General features: G+C 63.3%; 14 protein-coding genes and 1 riboswitch. Of the genes, 4 read left to right on the top strand and 10 right to left on the bottom strand.

Going from position 1 to position 16,557, the window contains the following annotated elements; genetic code table 11:
- Positions 1-81: 81 nt before the first annotated feature.
- The 5 genes from ACRVY7_RS17205 to ACRVY7_RS17225 all read right to left on the bottom strand — a co-directional run bounded on the left by ACRVY7_RS17205 (position 82) and on the right by ACRVY7_RS17225 (position 4,704).
- Entirely contained in the window at positions 82-756 is a 675-nt protein-coding gene (locus tag ACRVY7_RS17205) for an FAD-binding oxidoreductase (RefSeq protein WP_431818240.1), read from the bottom strand.
- A gap of 96 nt (positions 757-852) precedes the next feature.
- Positions 853-1,449, bottom strand: a complete 597-nt coding sequence (locus ACRVY7_RS17210; RefSeq protein WP_431817934.1) for a sulfite oxidase-like oxidoreductase — start codon at positions 1,447-1,449, stop codon at positions 853-855.
- Positions 1,450-1,857: 408 nt separating this feature from the next.
- Positions 1,858-2,796 carry a transporter substrate-binding domain-containing protein gene (locus ACRVY7_RS17215; RefSeq protein WP_431817935.1) on the bottom strand — a complete coding sequence of 313 codons (939 nt, stop codon included), beginning with the start codon at positions 2,794-2,796 and terminating at the stop codon, positions 1,858-1,860.
- Positions 2,797-2,884: 88 nt separating this feature from the next.
- The gene (locus ACRVY7_RS17220; protein ID WP_431818241.1) at positions 2,885-3,670 is read right to left on the bottom strand and encodes an amino acid ABC transporter ATP-binding protein; all 786 of its coding nucleotides are present in this window, start codon (positions 3,668-3,670) and stop codon (positions 2,885-2,887) included.
- Between the two features lie 35 nt (positions 3,671-3,705).
- Positions 3,706-4,704 carry an amino acid ABC transporter permease gene (locus tag ACRVY7_RS17225; RefSeq protein WP_431817936.1) on the bottom strand — a complete coding sequence of 333 codons (999 nt, stop codon included), beginning with the start codon at positions 4,702-4,704 and terminating at the stop codon, positions 3,706-3,708.
- Positions 4,705-4,726: 22 nt separating this feature from the next.
- A riboswitch (SAM riboswitch) is annotated at positions 4,727-4,844 on the bottom strand.
- 150 nt (positions 4,845-4,994) lie between these two features.
- Between ACRVY7_RS17225 and ACRVY7_RS17230 the strand changes: the two genes are divergently transcribed.
- Complete coding sequence (locus ACRVY7_RS17230; RefSeq protein ID WP_431817937.1) at positions 4,995-5,456, top strand: SRPBCC family protein; 462 nt, start codon at positions 4,995-4,997, stop codon at positions 5,454-5,456.
- A 19-nt stretch (positions 5,457-5,475) separates the two neighbouring features.
- On the opposite strand, the gene ggt is transcribed toward ACRVY7_RS17230, so the two are convergent.
- The 5 genes from ggt to ACRVY7_RS17255 all read right to left on the bottom strand — a co-directional run bounded on the left by ggt (position 5,476) and on the right by ACRVY7_RS17255 (position 13,744).
- Entirely contained in the window at positions 5,476-7,437 is a 1,962-nt protein-coding gene (ggt, locus tag ACRVY7_RS17235; protein WP_431817938.1) for a gamma-glutamyltransferase, read from the bottom strand.
- A gap of 83 nt (positions 7,438-7,520) precedes the next feature.
- The gene (locus tag ACRVY7_RS17240; RefSeq protein WP_431817939.1) at positions 7,521-9,344 is read right to left on the bottom strand and encodes a TerD family protein; all 1,824 of its coding nucleotides are present in this window, start codon (positions 9,342-9,344) and stop codon (positions 7,521-7,523) included.
- Between the two features lie 398 nt (positions 9,345-9,742).
- The gene (locus ACRVY7_RS17245; RefSeq protein WP_431817940.1) at positions 9,743-12,190 is read right to left on the bottom strand and encodes an ATP-binding protein; all 2,448 of its coding nucleotides are present in this window, start codon (positions 12,188-12,190) and stop codon (positions 9,743-9,745) included.
- 69 nt (positions 12,191-12,259) lie between these two features.
- Positions 12,260-12,520, bottom strand: a complete 261-nt coding sequence (locus ACRVY7_RS17250; RefSeq protein ID WP_431817941.1) for a hypothetical protein — start codon at positions 12,518-12,520, stop codon at positions 12,260-12,262.
- Between the two features lie 513 nt (positions 12,521-13,033).
- A complete protein-coding gene (locus tag ACRVY7_RS17255; RefSeq protein ID WP_431817942.1) occupies positions 13,034-13,744 on the bottom strand; it encodes an NUDIX hydrolase in 711 nt (236 codons plus the stop codon).
- Positions 13,745-13,840: 96 nt separating this feature from the next.
- Between ACRVY7_RS17255 and ACRVY7_RS17260 the strand changes: the two genes are divergently transcribed.
- The 3 genes from ACRVY7_RS17260 (at position 13,841) to ACRVY7_RS17270 (ending at position 16,548) form a co-directional block, all read left to right on the top strand.
- Positions 13,841-15,103 carry a vWA domain-containing protein gene (locus tag ACRVY7_RS17260; protein WP_431817943.1) on the top strand — a complete coding sequence of 421 codons (1,263 nt, stop codon included), beginning with the start codon at positions 13,841-13,843 and terminating at the stop codon, positions 15,101-15,103.
- A gap of 47 nt (positions 15,104-15,150) precedes the next feature.
- The gene (locus ACRVY7_RS17265; RefSeq protein ID WP_431817944.1) at positions 15,151-16,131 is read left to right on the top strand and encodes an ADP-ribosylglycohydrolase family protein; all 981 of its coding nucleotides are present in this window, start codon (positions 15,151-15,153) and stop codon (positions 16,129-16,131) included.
- A gap of 96 nt (positions 16,132-16,227) precedes the next feature.
- Positions 16,228-16,548 (top strand): WXG100 family type VII secretion target, encoded by a 321-nt coding sequence (locus tag ACRVY7_RS17270; protein WP_431817945.1) that lies wholly within the window; start codon positions 16,228-16,230, stop codon positions 16,546-16,548.
- Positions 16,549-16,557: the final 9 nt, after the last annotated feature.

Genomic DNA, 16,557 nt, shown 5'->3' on the forward strand with positions numbered 1-16,557 from the left:
CACGTGTTTCTGGCGTCGGCGCCCGGACGGACTACCAGGCGTTCTTCGTTGCCATGCCGTCTGCTGTATGTCAGCACTGCCCTAGCCGAAACGCTCGGTCCTGATCCGTGCGGCGTCGTGCCCGGCGTCGAGCATCGCTTGAGCACAATGTTCGACGAACCCGTTGGGTCCGCAGATGTAGACGATGGGTTCCCGCTCGGGTGGGAACGTCACCGCGGCGAGTTCGTCGACGGTCACGCGTCCAGGTCGACGACGCTCCTCGTCCGCAGCGACTCGTGTGTGAAAGATGTTGACAGGCAACCGATTGTGCGCGACCAACTGATCCAACTCGTCGGCGAAGTAGCGGCGGCTCGGCTCCCGTAACGAGTACACGAGGTTGAAGGGCGTCAACGGGGCGCTCACCTCGCGGAGTCGGATCATCGACATGAGCGGCACAATCCCCGACCCGCCACCGATGAGTTGGACCGGCCACGTCTGCGACGGTTCCCACGTAAACCACAGCCCGTTGGGTCCGCTGATCTCGAGCGGTTCTCCTACTTCGACGACGTCGACGAGGTACGGGGACTCCTCGCCGTCGTCGACCTTCTCGACGGTCACCTCGATGGTGCGGCTCTCGCGGACATCGGAGAGCGAGTAGGGCCGGGCCGTCGAGTATCCGTCCTCTGCGGTGAGTCGGATGTCGATGTGCGAGCCCGCATCAGCGCTCATCGGTTCGCTGAGTGCGAGTCGCAGTGAACGCGCTGTGGGCGTTTGCATCTGCGCACCGACCACGGTCGTGATCTGCCAGTCCACGGTCGTCACTCCTTCGGTGTCCGGACGGCTGTCACGATTAGCCGCGTGGGGGCAGTGGTGTCACGAGTAGCGCTGCTCTAGCCAGGGGTCGCCGTAGATGTGGTAGCCGCGCTCCTCCCAGAAACCCGGCGCGTCGTCGGGCATGAACCGCAGGCGCCGAACCCATTTGGCACTCTTCCAGAAGTACAGGTGCGGAACGAGCAGTCGGACCGGCCCTCCGTGTTCTGGCGCAAGGGGCTCACCGTCGAAAGTGTCTGCGAGCCATGCCTTCCCGTCGGTGAGGTCGGCGAGCGGCACGTTGGTGGTGTATCCGCCGTAGCAGTGTGCCATCACGTAGGCGTCCGGCGCCCACGGCAGCGTCGACAACAAATCGTCGAATGACACGCCACGCCACCGTGTGTCGAACTTCGACCAGCGTGTCACGCAATGGATATCGGTCGTGACGTCCTGGTGCGGGAGGTCGCGGAAGTCGGACCAGTCGAGACTGTGCGCACGATGATCCGACGACTGGATCGTCAGCCGCCACCGGTCATGGGGCAGCGCCGGCGTCGGCTCGGCGGACAGCACAGGAAAGTCGACGGTCGAGTACTGCCCGGGCGGCAGCCGATCAGCCATCCGATCGCGACGCCCGACGAACCCCCGGTTCACTATCGCCATACGACCAAGTGTAGGCGCGCGCCGGGTCGTCGCAGTTCGACGGCGGAGCGGCGGTCTGAACGCCGCGCGGACGTGCGGGAAGTCGGGGAATGGTCGCTCGACCGTGCAGAAACTAGGGGAAACAGTCTGCCGCCGCGCAGGAAGTGGGGGAAGGAGCTCCACGAGGCACAGAAAGTAGGGGAAAGGATCTTTCGGTGGGTTCCTTCGCTTTCCTCGAGTTGTTCCTCGCGGAAAGGTCAGCAAGACGCGGAAAGAACCCTTCCCCTACTTCCCGCACGCCGAGGAGCACCGACTTCCCCTACTTCCCGCAGGCCGAGGAGCACCTACGTCCCTACTTCCCACGGACCGGCGCACCGCCAACGACCCCGCGACCAGCCCGCTCGCCGCGATCGCGAGGCAGTCCGTCGATCAGAACGTGCTCGGCGGGTTGACCGTCGACTTCTCGACGCCGGTATCCGGGACACCCCACTTGGCGAAGATCTTGGCGTAGTCGCCGGTCGCGATCAGCTTGTTCACGGCATCGGAGATCGGCTTGGCCAGGCCCGAGTCTTTGGCGGTGACGAATCCGACTGGTGTGGAGCTGATCTGGCCGAGGAACTTGGTTCCCTCGACGTGCTTCTCGTCGTACTTCAGGCTCAGTACGGGCCCGAAGAACAGGTCGACCTTGCCGTTCGCCAGACCCAGGAAGATGGGCGCCGTGTCGTTGAAGTACTGGACGGTCCACGGCTTCTTGCCGATCTTGGCACAGTCATCGACGTGCGAGCTCAGCAGCGTCTGGAAGGTCGAACCGGGCGTGGTGGCGATGGTGTAACCGCACACATCGGTGATGGTCGAGACCTTCTGTAGGTCAACGCGTTTCGAGCCGAGGAAGCCCTGGCCGTCGTTGAGGTAGGTCGAGAAGTCGAGGACCTTCTCGCGTTCGGCGGTGACTCCGAAATTCGCTTGTCCTACTTCATATTTCCCGTTCTGGACGCCGGGGATGATCGAGGCGAACGTTCCGTACTCCACGTTCCAGTTGACACCGAGGACCTTGCCGATCGCGTCACGCAAGTCCAGATCGAGTCCGACGTTCTTGTCGTCGACAACACCGCCGTGCGGCAGGCTCGACGTCCCGGGAGTCTGTGTGGTGCCGACGGTCAGGGTTCCAGCAGAGCGCACGCTCTCCGGCAGCTCAGCGCTGATCACATCGTCCTTGACGATCTTGCTGGTGATGTCCTGTGTCGGAACGGCCGACGCCTCTGCGGAGTTCACTGTGTCGTCCGACGACGATCCACAACCACTCAGCGCAATGCTCCCGACCACCGCACTGGCGGCCAACAGGGCGAGGATACGTGGGCGGTGCTTCATCGTTCTGGTCCCCTTGTCTGAATTCTTCTGTCTGGTAACTGGTTACGGCAGGAGGAAATGGCTCTGCCGTAACCGGCCTCGCGCGGGCTCACAGCACCGCGGAGAGAAACGCTTTCGTGCGCTCATGCTGCGGGTCGTCGAGAATCTCTGCGGGAGCGCCGGATTCGACGATGCGCCCGCCGTCGAGGAAGATCGCCTGGTCGGCGACTTCGCGGGCGAATCCGATCTCGTGCGTGACGATCACCATGGTCATGCCGCTGCGTGCGAGATCACGGATCACGGCCAGGACCTCGCCGACGAGTTCAGGATCGAGCGCGCTTGTCGGTTCGTCGAACAGCATGAGGCGTGGCTTGAGCGCCAAGGCTCGTGCGATGGCGACTCGTTGCTGCTGACCGCCGGAGAGCTGGCGCGGGTAGGCACTTTCGCGTCCGGCCATGCCGACACGTTCGAGCAGATCGTCGGCTCGTGCGACGGCTTCGCCGCGTGGGATGCCCGCGGCCAACGGTCCTTCGATTACGTTCTGCTGCACCGTCATATGACCGAAGAGGTTGAACTGCTGGAAGACCATCCCGATCGTGGAACGCTGACGCGCGATCTCACGATGGGACAGTTCGTGCAGCTTTCCCGACGAAGGCCGGTATCCGATGATCTCACCACCGACCTCGACGAAGCCGCTGTCGGGCTTCTCGAGGTGGTTGATGCAGCGCAGCAGCGTCGACTTACCCGAGCCCGACGGTCCGAGCAACACCGTCACAGTGCCCCTCGGGACGTCGACGTCGATGCCGTCGAGGACTTTGTGGAGTCCGAAGCTCTTGCGCAGTCCTCGGATTCGGACTAGGGGTAGCGTCTCGTCGTACTCTGTATCGTCACGCAGGGCTGCGGTTTTCCCGCGGCGCGTCGTCGAAAAGCTCACGCACCCACCGCACCTTCGTTACGACGATCAAACCTGCGAAGGTCGGTGCGCACCCGCCCGAACAGCGGAAGGTTCTCGCGGACCGTCGTCCAGAACCCTTGTTGCGGTCGGCGATTGCCGCGCGAGTAGTGACGTTCGACGAAGTACTGCCCGACGGAGAGCACACTGGTGACGATGATGTACCAGATGGTCGCGACCAGCAGCAGTGGCAGGATCAGGTAGTTCTGCTGGTAGATCAATTGCACGGAGTAGAGCAGGTCTTGGACGGCGATCACACTGACGATCGATGTCGCCTTGAGCAGTCCGATGAGCAGATTGCCCGACGCCGGGACGATCGCCGGCATGGCCTGCGGCAAGATGATTCGACGGAAGATGCGATACCGACTCAGCCCCAAAGCTTCTGCCGCCTCGGCCTGACCACGGTCGACGGACAAGATGCCTCCCCGCACGATCTCGGCTGCGAACGCCGCGACATCTAGGGTCAATGCGACGAACGCAGCGAGCACGCCCGAGAACAAGTGCGCCGTATCGGCTTTGACGAACTCCGGACCGAACGGAATCCCCAGTGACAGTTGCGGATACAGCGAGGCCAGCTCGTACCAGAAGAGCAACTGGACAAGCGGCGGAATCGATCGGATCAACCAGACGTAGCCCGCGCTCAGCGTCGACAAAATGCGATTCGACGACAGGCGCATCACGGCGAGCAGAATCCCCAATGCGAAGCCGCACACCATGACTGACGCAGTCAGCCACAAGGTCAGGCCGAGGCCGCGCAGGATTGATGCATGGAAGAAGTAGTCGCCGACCACATCCCACTGGAACCGCGGGTTGGTCAGGAGCGTGTGCACCAGCATCGCTGCGAGAACCAGGAAGACGGCGCTACTCACCCACTGGCCGGCCTTACGCGCCTTGACCAGCTTGGCCGAAAGCAGTTCTGCGTCACGCGGTTCGCTGGTCAGCGGACGCGAGTGCGCAGCGGAAAGTTCAGCTGTCACAGGTATCGGTCTTCGTTCCTCGGTGTCGTTGTTACGGCAGCGGCGAGTGCCTGCTTCCGTCGGGTTGTCACCTGGAGCACCCCACCACGACGGAGGGTTGCTGGCCAGCAAGCCAGGGCTGGGCGCTGACACTCATAACCGACGCCACGTTAGTGCCAGGTCGCAGACGCGCCGAGGGTATGAATCTGCGAGATTCTTAGGGTCGCGAAGTGGTAGGTCGGGTTGTTCGCGGAGGCGTCGACTCTGGTGCAACACATATCGTGGGCACAACGTCGACACGAGGAGACCTGATGGCCGAGCTATTCGAGATCACCCGTCTGATCTACGCCGAACCGTCGGCGATCTTTGAGCTTCTGACCACGCCAGAAGGCCACGTCGCCATCGACAGCTCAGGCATGTTGCAAAGTGCGGAAGGATCGCCCGTCAGCGCTGTGGACGACGAGTTCGTCGTCCACATGGATCGCGAGTCGCTCAACGACCTCCCGATGGGCAAGTACGACGTACGGGTGATCATCACGGCCTTCGAGAAGGACCGGTGGATCGAATGGACGATCATCGGAACCGTTCGACCGCCACTCGATCATCGCTACGGCTACCGGCTCGAACCGACTGACGACGGCACGCTCGTCACGTCGTACTACGACTGGAGCCGCGTGACCAACGAGGACATCAAGGGCCGGTTCCCGATCATCCCCGAGGCCGGGCTGCGCGCGACGCTCGGGATTCTGGCGCGGACGGTTGAGAATCGTTAGCGTCCCGCCGACGTCGACCTCACTTCAACGACGCGTCGTCGCCCATCACGGCGCCCTCCCGGCGAGGATCCGCCCCGCCAAGCCAGCCGTTACCTGAGCGCTGCAGTGCGCTGAGCCCGCTCGACTGATCGTCGACCGACACCTGTTCTCCGCGTTCGCGCAGTCCCTTGACGAGTGGATCGTCGGCGCCGTCGTTGGCGGTGTTGACCAGTGGGTGTTCGCCACCGACATTCGACGTCGGGGTGTTGGCTGTGCCGAAGTCGATCATCGATACCGCCTGCTGCGGGTTCAGGTTCCAATCCAGCATTCCGACAAGTGTTTTGACGACGAACTGGATGATCACGGAGCCGCCGGGCGATCCGAGCGCGGCCGTCAGGGTGTCCGGCTCACCGTTGGCTCCTGGCTGCATGACGAGGGTCGGTGCCATCGATGATCGCGGGCGCTTGCCCGGCGAAACCCGGTTGGCGAGAAGCGCCCCGGTCTCGTCGCGCGGCTCTGCGGAGAAGTCGGTGAGCTGGTTGTTGAGGATGAAGCCGTCGACCATGTGGAAGCTGCCGAACGCCGATTCGACGGTGGTCGTCATCGACGCCACGTTGCCGTACTTGTCGGCGACGGTGATGTGGCTGGTTCCGTGTTCTGTGCCTGTGTAGGAACCGAGCGGGACCTCACCGAGATCTCCGGGTTGTGCCTTACCGAGCGACGTGTTCGGTTTGATCAGTGCCGCACGCTGTTTCAGGTAGGTCGGATCGAGCATCGTCGCAACACCCTTGCCCGGCAACGGGATGAAGTCGGGGTCGGCGATGTACTTGTCGCGGTCGGCGTAGGCGAGGCGCTCGGCCTCGTTGACCAGATGCACCGCTTCGGGATTCGGGTGCCCGCCGTCGCGGTCGACGCCGGTCGGCCCCATCGACGGAATGTCGAAGTTGGAGAGGATGCCCATCGTCGCGGCGACAGTGATGCCGCCCGACGACGGTCCGGGCATCGCAACAATGCGGTGGCCTCGATACTCGGTGGAGACTGGTTCGCGCCGCATGGCCTTGTAGTTCTTGAGGTCGTCGGTGGTGAGCAGACTCGGCGTCATACCGTTCGACGTCGAGCCGGCCTTCGCGACGATCGCGTCGGCGATGGCTCCGGTGTACAGGGCTTGTGCGCCGTCGGTTCCCAACGCGCCCAACGTTTTCGCGTACGCGGGGTTGGTCAGTCGTGTTCCGGCGGTCTTCGGCGTGCCGTCCGGATTGAGGAAGTACGAGCGCGCGTCGTCGTCGGCCTTGAGGTCGTCGGCCGATTCGGAGATCGCGGTGGCGAGTCGCGGCGAAATGTCGAAGCCGTTGTCGGACAGGCTGACTGCGGGATCGAAGAGGTTCTTCCAGGCGGTGCGGCCATGTTCGTTGTGGATCTCCTCGAGCATGCGCACGGCGCCGGGGACACCGATGGAGCGCCCGGATGCACGCGCGCTCGGGATAGGTGCACGTTGATCGGTGGGACTGATGTAGCGCAGGTAGTCCTCGGTGGCTGCCGCCGGAGCGGTCTCGCGGCCGTCGAAAGCGGTGACCTTGTGTTTGGCGGCGTCGTAGTAGAGAGCGAAAGACCCGCCACCGATGCCCGACGACTGCGGTTCGACCAGGCCGAGCACCATCTGCGCTGCGACGAGCGCGTCGGCTGCGGTACCGCCGTCCCGCAGCGTCTCACACGCCGCCTTGGTGGCCAGCGGGTTGGCCGTCGCCGCGGCGTAGGTGTTGGTCTGCACCGGCTGCATCCCGGTGCGATAGCCGGTGGCAGCTTCGGGTCGCGTCGAGATGTCCTGCGACGACTTTGGCGCCGCGCTGGAGTCGATCTGCGTGCCCGTCGGGATCTCGCCGCAGGTGACGGACGGTTGGGCAGCGTCGTCGTTTGTCGACGAGCAGGCCGCGAGGATCAGCGCTGGCGCGATGGCCAACGCTGCGGCGCGGAGGAGCGGACGGGGGTGCGGTGGACGGCGCATACGGGTCAAGGGTAGAAGCATCCGGTCGCGATTGAAGGACGAACGAGTCCATCACGTGTACCGCCCGAGTCGATGCGGGTCGGTCAGTCCTCGACCTCGACGCCGTGCCGAGTTGCAAAGCCAGCGAGATCGTCGTCGTAACCCTGTCCGACCATCCGCAACCGCCAGACTTCACGTCGTCGATAGATCTCGGCGATGATCATCGACCTCTCAGTGGTCGCTGCATCGAGTACCGCGCTCGCAATCCCTGCGTCAGGTGTAGTGACTTCTACTGCTAGCGCGCCAAGTTCGCCGAAAGTCTTGTCCTCGATCGCGGCACCCACAGTAATCCGTGAAACGTCTTCGGGTACGACTCGGAGGTCGACCGATATTCCTTGCTCGCGATCGCCGTCGATGGAGAGAGTTAGAGCGCCGTCAGGACTTGCGGGTTGATTGAAGAACACAAACTCGTCGTCAGAAGTGACCTTCTCGTCTGTCCCTAACTCGAACGCAACCACGTCGACTTCGGGCGCTGTGACTCGCGCGGAACTCCACGACACGTTGACGGTGAACCGCCCGAGGCCTGTCGGTAGGTCGATCACGGCTCCCGGCACCATCGCTACTTGTGACCTTTCCTGATCCTGCCCAAGAGCACTTTGCGCCGGTTCGAGAGCCTTAACGACGTCGCGCTTCACGTCAAGCGCGGCGTTGACCTCATGCATCCCGAGTGTCGTCAATGACCGCTCGCGGACCTTTCCCATACGCGGGTCACCCTCCCCGCCGTCGAGGATCAGCACATCGGTGACACCTGCGGTCAAGTTGATCGCGACCGCTGCACCCAACTGCGTCACGCGTGAACGCATCATCGTGGCCTCGAGGTGACTACCACCCATTACCAGTACCCGCCGACCAACCCAAGGCCCAGATTGATTGGCTCCGACGGATCTTTTGGGTGTTGGTGTCGTTGGCGCGCCAATGACAGTAACAACCTCAATGGATTCCGGGGCCGACTTCGGTACACCACCAACGATGCGCCGCGCGAGGTCGAGCACAGAGGCTTCGTCGACAACTGGTATCCCCAATTCCCTTGCCCGACGAAGCTTTCGTGAATCAGGCGCACCACGGTTGGCGACGAGCAATCCGGTCTTGCCGCTTGCCGCATTCATCACGTCAAGGCCGGCATCCGCAAGTCGCCGCGCCAACGCCTGCCGAGGAAGCGCTGTCTCGCCAGTTATGACCACCTTCGTTCCTTGGATCAAACCAACGGCCGGGTCGTATCGACCGGGATCACGCCATGGGCACGGGACGCGTGTGACCTTGTCGGGGTATGCCCGCGACATCGCCGAACACGCAACGATTGGCAACGCCAGCTCCAACTCACCTGCGAGGTCGACGCTGCGTCGAAAAACCTCCGCGAGGGTCCGCACATCATCCAGGGCGTCGTGGGCGGTTTGCTGCCTAATTCCCCAGTACGCGGCAAGAGTGCCAAGCTTCACGTTGGGCACGTCGAGTTGCAAGCGGCGCGCCAGTGTCACGGTGCAAAGGCGTTGCGCTATAGGAAGGCTCGCGCCGAGTCGCCCAGCCTCCTCAACAAGGAAACCGTGGTCGAAGGTCGCATTGTGTGCGACTAGGGTGCGCCCGGCCAGCATCTGGTTGAGGTGAGGCACCGCTGCGTCGAACGTAGGTGCGCCACGAAGACGAGCGGGTGTGAGGTTGTGAATATGGACGGGCCCGGGGTCGCAGCCCGGGTTTAGCAGTGTCGAGTACTCATCCTCTACACGACCCGACGGATCCAACGTGAGAGCCGCAAGACTCAGGACGCGGTCTCTGCGAGCACTGGTACCTGACGTCTCAACATCGACCAGGACCCATCCCGTCGCGCCACGCACCAATGCCTCGCGTCCGATCTCTTGTACTGCCCGAGTCATGTACACCACTTCCACTGCCGGAGAGTTTCTTATACCTAGCCAACATCAACTGCAGGAACTCCCCACAACCACCGCCCCAACGCCTTCGCACAGAGCCCTGACCTCGCCGACCGTCGGTGACAGTTCGTACGCGTGTTGGTGGCAGCAGGCGCTGAGTTGATGCCACAGCGAGGCCAACTGGTCAGCACGCTGCGGGTCGTCGAGCGCTTTGAGTAGTGCCAGGCGCGAGCGCATTGTCGCGCGCTCACACGGGGCTCCGACGGCTATACATCGCTGGTTGACGCACTCTTCGACGGCCTGTCGCGCCACGACCGCGGCCAGCCTCGACGAGTTGCCGGACGTCGAACTACTTTGTCCTACAAGGAGTTGCTGCGCGTAGGCGAGCAACTCGACCGGGGTCACTTCCCCTCCAAGAGGTCGGCGACGGTCTTCCGCAGATCCCGTATGTTGTCCTGGGTGACGACCGCACCTTCGTGAGTGCCCTTGTTTGCAATGAACAGTGCGGGTCCGCGGTAGTCGCGCCACGACCGCCAACCCGAGATGTTTGCGCCGGCGTCTCCCTCGAGAGCAAGTGCCACGCGTTGATTCATCTTGGTGAAGTCGCTCCAGAGCTTCTCGGACTCGCGCTGAGACTCTCCTTCCGCATTGCGGCACGTGAAGAAGCGTTGTCGCGCAGCAGATTCAATTGCAAGACGGAAGAGCGCCGGGCATGCCCGTTGCTTCACGTCGTCGGGAACATTGTCGTCGACGACCACCGCGTACGCGTCTTCGACGTAGCGGCGCGCAGGATCTTCGGCCGGCTTCACCACCAGCCTCGAACCGGACTCGCGTGACACCTCGATCAGATGCGCTTCGATGGATTGCTGACGAATCGCGGTGGCCAGGCGGTCGTCGTGCGAAAACACGATGATCTGCCGAGTCTTTGCGAGATCCCTGAGCACATTGAGGAATCCGTCGATCTTGGCGGGGTCCATCGCCTGGATCGGATCGTCGAGCACGATGAATCGGAATGGACTCGACGACGCCGTAGCGCGCGGCAAGAACAGCGCGAGGGCGAGCGCATGCAGTTCACCCTGACTCATCACCGACAGCGCGCCTGCAGGTTCGCCGTCAACGGTTCCCTGCAGAATCGCCTTGCGGTGCGTGCGCTTACCTTCCAGCGTAATCGTGGAGACGTCGACGTCACTCTCCTGGCGCAGCTGAGCCCAAATCGCCCGTGCGCCTTCGGCGATCGGCTCGAGTCGTTGCTCGCGCAACAGTTGAGCGTTGTTGCTCACCCACTTTTTCGCAGTGTCGAGGATCGCGACGATGTCGTCGGTCTCCCTCGCGGTGCGTTCCAGCGCAACCCATTCCATCGTGCGCTCGGCCATCGGCGCCCAGACGCTCTGGTGTTCGTCGAGCGCGGCCGCTGCCTCTGCCTGCACTGCGCCCAGAGCAGCCTGCACAGCTGGGAGTTTCTCTTCGAGATAGAGCGGAAGTTCCTCAACCGCAACGGCTTCGACAGCCTCCGCACGCGCGGCCCGATACGCATCGAGGGACGCCAGTTCGACGTCGTCGAGAGGAGCGATGTCGGGGAGCGAACTCAGCAGGTTTCGCGCTGAGCGTTCGAGCTGTTGGATGGATTGTCGCGCTTCGCGATACAGCGCCAGCTGCTCATTCTCTTGATCGATGACCTCGCGTGCGTGTGCTTCCCACTGCGCATCGAGGACACCTTGCTCGCAGACCGGGCACGTGACTGAGCCGGTCCCCGATGCCGTTCGGAACTCCAATGCGGCCGACAGCAATTGTGTGCGCTGCTCGGCACGTTCGAGCGTGCTGTCGGCCAGTGTGCGCAGATTGACGAGGGCGTCACGCAGTTGAGCGGCCAGTGCCGATGCCTCGACGTCGGGTTGTTGATGTTCGACGATCGCCCGTAGCGCGTCGACACCGCCATGTTGTCCACTGACTCCGGACACCAAGTTGGCGATCGCATCGAGGTCATACTTATTGGGACGCAAGATCTTTGCCAGCGCCACGACAGCCGGATCGTCGATCCCGACCACGGCCTTCTTCAGACCAGCACGCGCGTCGTTCGCCGTCTTTCTCGCCTGGCGTCGTGCCGTGTATTCGGCGGTCAGTCGTGTCTCGGCGTCGAGAACCTCGTCGAGCGCGAGAAGCTTGTCGAGCGCGTCGTAGAGCTTCGACGGCTCCTGTTCAAGAAGTCCGCCGATCTCGTCGTAGCTGAGGATTGGTCGGTGGATCTCGACGGCCGTCGACCATCCCAGGGCATCGACGCCGGTCTGGCGTTTCTCGCCCTTGCGCTGCGACCAGCGTTTGGCGTCGTCGAGATTCGCCTCCGCCGACCAGGACGCTCCGATCGACGTCGACGGTCCGTCTTCGACGGTGAAGTCGACCTGGACCTCACAGGGGTTGCCGTGGTGCAGATTTCGCCAGCTGTCCGCCCACAGTTGCGACTTCTTGGCCCGCCAACGGTAGCTCTCGCCTGTGAGCGCGTATTCGAGGGCTTCGGCGAAGCTCGACTTGCCCGAACCGTTGCGGCCGCTGACGATTGTGATCCCCGGAAACGGGGTGATATCCAACGACGCTTCGGGCCCGATGCCTCGGAAGCCCGACACGATGATGCGGCGCAGGAATGCACCCGCGGGCTCGGCTTCGGTCTCGGTCGGCTCGGGTCGCTGTTGGGGCGACGCCTTGCCACCAAGTTGTTCGGCAAGAGCCTGCTCGCTCTCCATTGCCGCGATCACGACGTACTTGGCCTCGTCGTTGATATCAGTGTCGTCGTCGAGGAGTTCCCACACCGTCTCCGCGAGCGGCTTCTGCCCAATGGTGTCGATCGTCTGCGTCATAGCTACCCCTTCCGCGTGCAGGATGACTCTGGCATACGGGGCTGACAGGCGGATCGAGTTGTGCAGGAATCAGGACATTTCGAGTTCGAAGTGGGTTGGGTGCGCCGCCTGGTGCCAGTCCGAAATCGTGTAGCTCTGAATGGCTTGCGCGGTTGCAGGATCCTCGCAGTACTCCGCGACATCCGTTTCGTCTATCGCGCCTGCAGGGTTTCCTGCGCAGACAAATCCGTCGATGCTTGCGGCGTTGCGGGCAGTGGGCGTCCCTTTGCCCGCGTCGAAGTCTTCGAGGACGCTGCGCGCGGTGGCACAGCTGACGTCGCCGGTGTTCACGACCAGAGTCCACGTCGTCTGGTTGGCTGGGATCGTGTAATCCCCGCACATCAGGGACCCGTCTGCCATTGTTCCCGTGTGCGGTGGGTCGGTCACGACTCCTGCGCTATTGGTCTCAGGCGCGGAAGTTGCTGGCGTCGATTCAGACTCGGTGGACTGCAGCGTGGTGGCTTCGGTTGCTGTGGTCGTCGGCGAGACGGTGGACGGTGTCGTTGATGAACTCACAGTCGAAGTCCCGGAAGCCGCGGTATTGGGAGCGTCGTTGCGTGAGCCACACGCTGCCAACGCGAATGCTGTCAACACCGCACAAAGGGGAATTGTCGAGGCCCGGGGTTTGGAATTCATGGTGGGTCATCCGCTCAGCCGAAGGTCACGTTGGTCGTCATCTTCGCCCCCGCACGGTTGATTCGGTATCGGCCATTCGGGCGAACATCGGGTTCACTCGAGTCGCCAGCGCCGGGCTTCGACGCTCAGCTGTTCACCTGAATCCGATGGAGTCGGACCGGCCACCGATCACTCGTCCTTGCTCGGCAGCTTCCATCCGAACGTCGCTGATGGCGGCGCACTCTTCATGAACAACCTCGCTGGCCGTCCACCACCGAGGCGCGTCTCCGGAACGCCCAGGCCGTCGACCTTGGGTTCCAACAACGGCTGCACGCGCCGATTGAACGAGTCACGCATGAGGCGTCGACCAAGGATCGCCTCGTGCAGTTCGCGCAGGTCCGACAACGTGTACGGCTCGGGAAGCAGACTGTCGGGGTCCGGGCGGTCCTCATATCGCTCGCGGAGATTGTCAGTGGCAGATGCAATGATCTCGTCATGGTCGTAGAGCAACCGCTCCCCCGACGCGAGACGCCCATCGGCGTCGAGCGGAGCAAGCTCTCCGACGACGTCCGTCAGCGCTGAAGCAGGAAGCGCGACGGCATGTGCGATCGAGATCGTCCACCCGCGGGGATCCCGATCAGGATCACTGAAGACCGCGAGCAGGTGGGGTCGAACGTGATCGGGTGAAAGCCCCAGCTTGAGTTCAAGGACCTCACGCACAGTCTGGTCGACGGTGCGTCGTTCCCGGATAAAACGCCCAGGTAGCGATAACTGCCCGGAGTCTGAATCTCGTTGCACCACAACGTGTAACTGTCCGTCGACGACGGTCAGGACCGCGATGTCGACGGCCACGTTCGGGCGCGGGTAGTCCGCAAGGCGCGAGTCGGAGCCGGTAGCCACTCCTTGACACTATTCGAAATTTCGCGCAAACTACTAATCGCACTTCCGCGCAAAGTCGCCTTGGTTGTTCACCCGGGCGGGAATCAGGAGTAGATCATGAAGTTCTCCACCGCCCTCGATGTCGATGTTGTCGCGCATGAGTCCGCCGACGAGGTTTCCGTTCTCATCGAACTCGAGGCGCCTGACGCGCCAGTCGTCGACCGCGCGCGGTCCGCGCTGCAGATCGTTCTGGATCGCAGTGGATCGATGAACGGCGCCCCACTCGATGGCGCTAAGAAGGCGCTTGCGGACGTGATCGCACGACTCGACCCGCAGGATGTCTTCGGCGTCGTCACGTTCGACGACCACGCTGAAGTCGCCGTGCCCGCCGGCCCACTGTCCGACAAGCAGCAGGCTACTCAACTTGTCGACGCAATCTTCGCGGGCGGCATGACCGATCTGTCCTCGGGATACCTGCGCGGCCTACAGGAACTGCGTCGCGCCTCCAAAGCATCCAAAATTCGCGGCGGCACAGTGCTTGTCGTCAGTGACGGGCACGTCAACAGCGGGATCTGCGAGGTCGACGAGTTCGCCTCGCTGACATCGAAGGCTGCATCCGACGGGATCGTCACCTCGACGCTCGGTTACGGCGCCGGATACGACGAGACGCTGCTGTCGGCAATCGCACGCTCCGGCAACGGGAATCACGTGTTCGCCGAGAATCCCGACGCCGCCGGGTCTGCAATCTCCGGCGAGGTGGAGGGTCTGCTGTCCAAGGCGGTACAGGCCGTGACACTCACGGTGCGGTTCGTTCCGGAAGTGCAGCTGAGCCTGTACAACGACCTTCCCGCACACCAGGTCGCCGACGGCGAAGTGTCGATCGAATTGGGTGACCTCTACGGGTCTGAGGCACGAAAGCTGTTGCTCAAGTTGGCTGTTGACGGAATGTCGGGGTTGGGAGTCGCGCAGATCGCCGAGCTCGAGCTGAGGTATGTCGAGTCGGCAACGCTGACCGAGCACACGGTGACGCTCCCGGTGACCGTGAACGTGGTGCCCGGCGACGAGACTGCTGGCCGGGTACCCGACCCAGTTGTGCAGTCGGAGAAGCTGTATCAGGAGGGCCAGGCAGCGAAGCTGCGGGCGTCGCGGGCCTACGAGTCGGGTGATCTCGATGCCGGCGCGTCGTATCTGCTTGATTCACAACAGCTTCTGGGTTCAGCCATGGACATCGCACCGGCGCCGATTCGGTCGGCGATGCGCGTTGAGATAGATGAGATCAACGACGTCATGTCGGTTGCCGGAGAGGCCGGCGCCGGCTACGCGTCGAAGATGACACGTGACTCCTACCACCGGAACAACCGGAAACGCGGGCGAGAGTGACGGATTCGATGCCAATGCCAACCCCAAGACGAGAGGCCTTATAACACGTGACAATCACAGATCGATCCGACCGCATCGCCGGCACCATCCTCGGCGGTGCGGTCGGCGACGCGCTCGGAGTGCCCTACGAGTTCGAGACGCGCGCACTGTACGACTCCGTAGAACCGCAGATGCTCGGCGGCGGACTCGGCAGCTTCGCGCCCGGACAATGGAGCGACGACACCGACATGGCAATGGCCATCCTCGACGTCATCGCCTCCGGGACAGACCTGGGCTCGCCCGCGGGTCAAGACGTGGTAGCGGCCAACTTCCTCCAGTGGTACGCATCCGTCCCCGCTGACGTCGGAAATCAGACCAGCGCAGTCCTCAGCGCGACACGTCGGCGCCTGGATGCCGAACCCGACGCCGCGCCGGGCACCGTCATGCGCGAGGAATCCTTGGCGTACACGGCGAGAAATCCCCGCTCGGCAGGCAACGGCGCGCTCATGCGCACCGGACCGGTCGCGCTGGCATACCTCGACGACCGAGAGGCCTTGGCCGAAACAGCGAGGGCCACCGCAGGTCTGACACACGCTGGCGACCTCGCAGGCGATTCCTGCGTCCTGTGGTGCGAAGCGATCCGCATCGCGGTCGTCGAGCAACGGATCGACGTCACCGCCGGACTCGACCTCCTACCCCGTGACCGAGTCGACCAATGGGCGGCTTGGCTCGACGACGCCGCCGCACAAGAACCAGAGATGTTCAACCCCAACGGTTTCACCGTCAGCGCGCTGCAGGCGGCTGCATCGTCGATCCTGCACACCCTGACACCCGACGTCGAACCGGACGAACACATCCGAGACGGACTGTTCACCGCGATCCGGATCGGCCACGACACAGACACCGTTGCCGCCATCGCCGGGGCACTTCTCGGCGCACGATGGGGCGCCGACGCTATCGCCGACGAGTGGCGTCAAGCGGTGCACGGATGGTCGCCTTCAGGGCCGGTCACCGGGGAGCAGGCTGCGCGACGCGTCGTCGAGCGATAGTGCCTACGCGGAGTTCCTAATGCGCCGCTACTGAGTTATCCACAACCACGAATTACGTTCTTTTCAGCGGTCATTCCGGTCGATAGCATCAGCGTCATGGACAAGGGGGACGCACAGAGTGTTGAGGTCATTCCTGATGACGTGATTCACCTGGGCCAAACGATTGCCGGCATCCACCGATTGCTGCGCCAGGCACTCGACGTCACCGCGCGCGATGTCGACAGCCTGACCAGGGGCGAATGGACCGGCGATGCCGGTCGGGCGTTTGCGCATGGCTGGTCGGAGTCCAACAAGGCTGGCACCGACATTCTCCGCACACTCGAGACGTTGGCTCGCAAACTCCACGTCGCCAGCGACGAGTACGGCGACGCCGACACAGCATCGGCCGAGACGATCGACAAGGCACTCAACCTATGAGCTTCCCGC

This window comes from Gordonia jacobaea (assembly GCF_965344965.1).
Taxonomy (GTDB): Bacteria; Actinomycetota; Actinomycetes; order Mycobacteriales; family Mycobacteriaceae; genus Gordonia; species Gordonia jacobaea.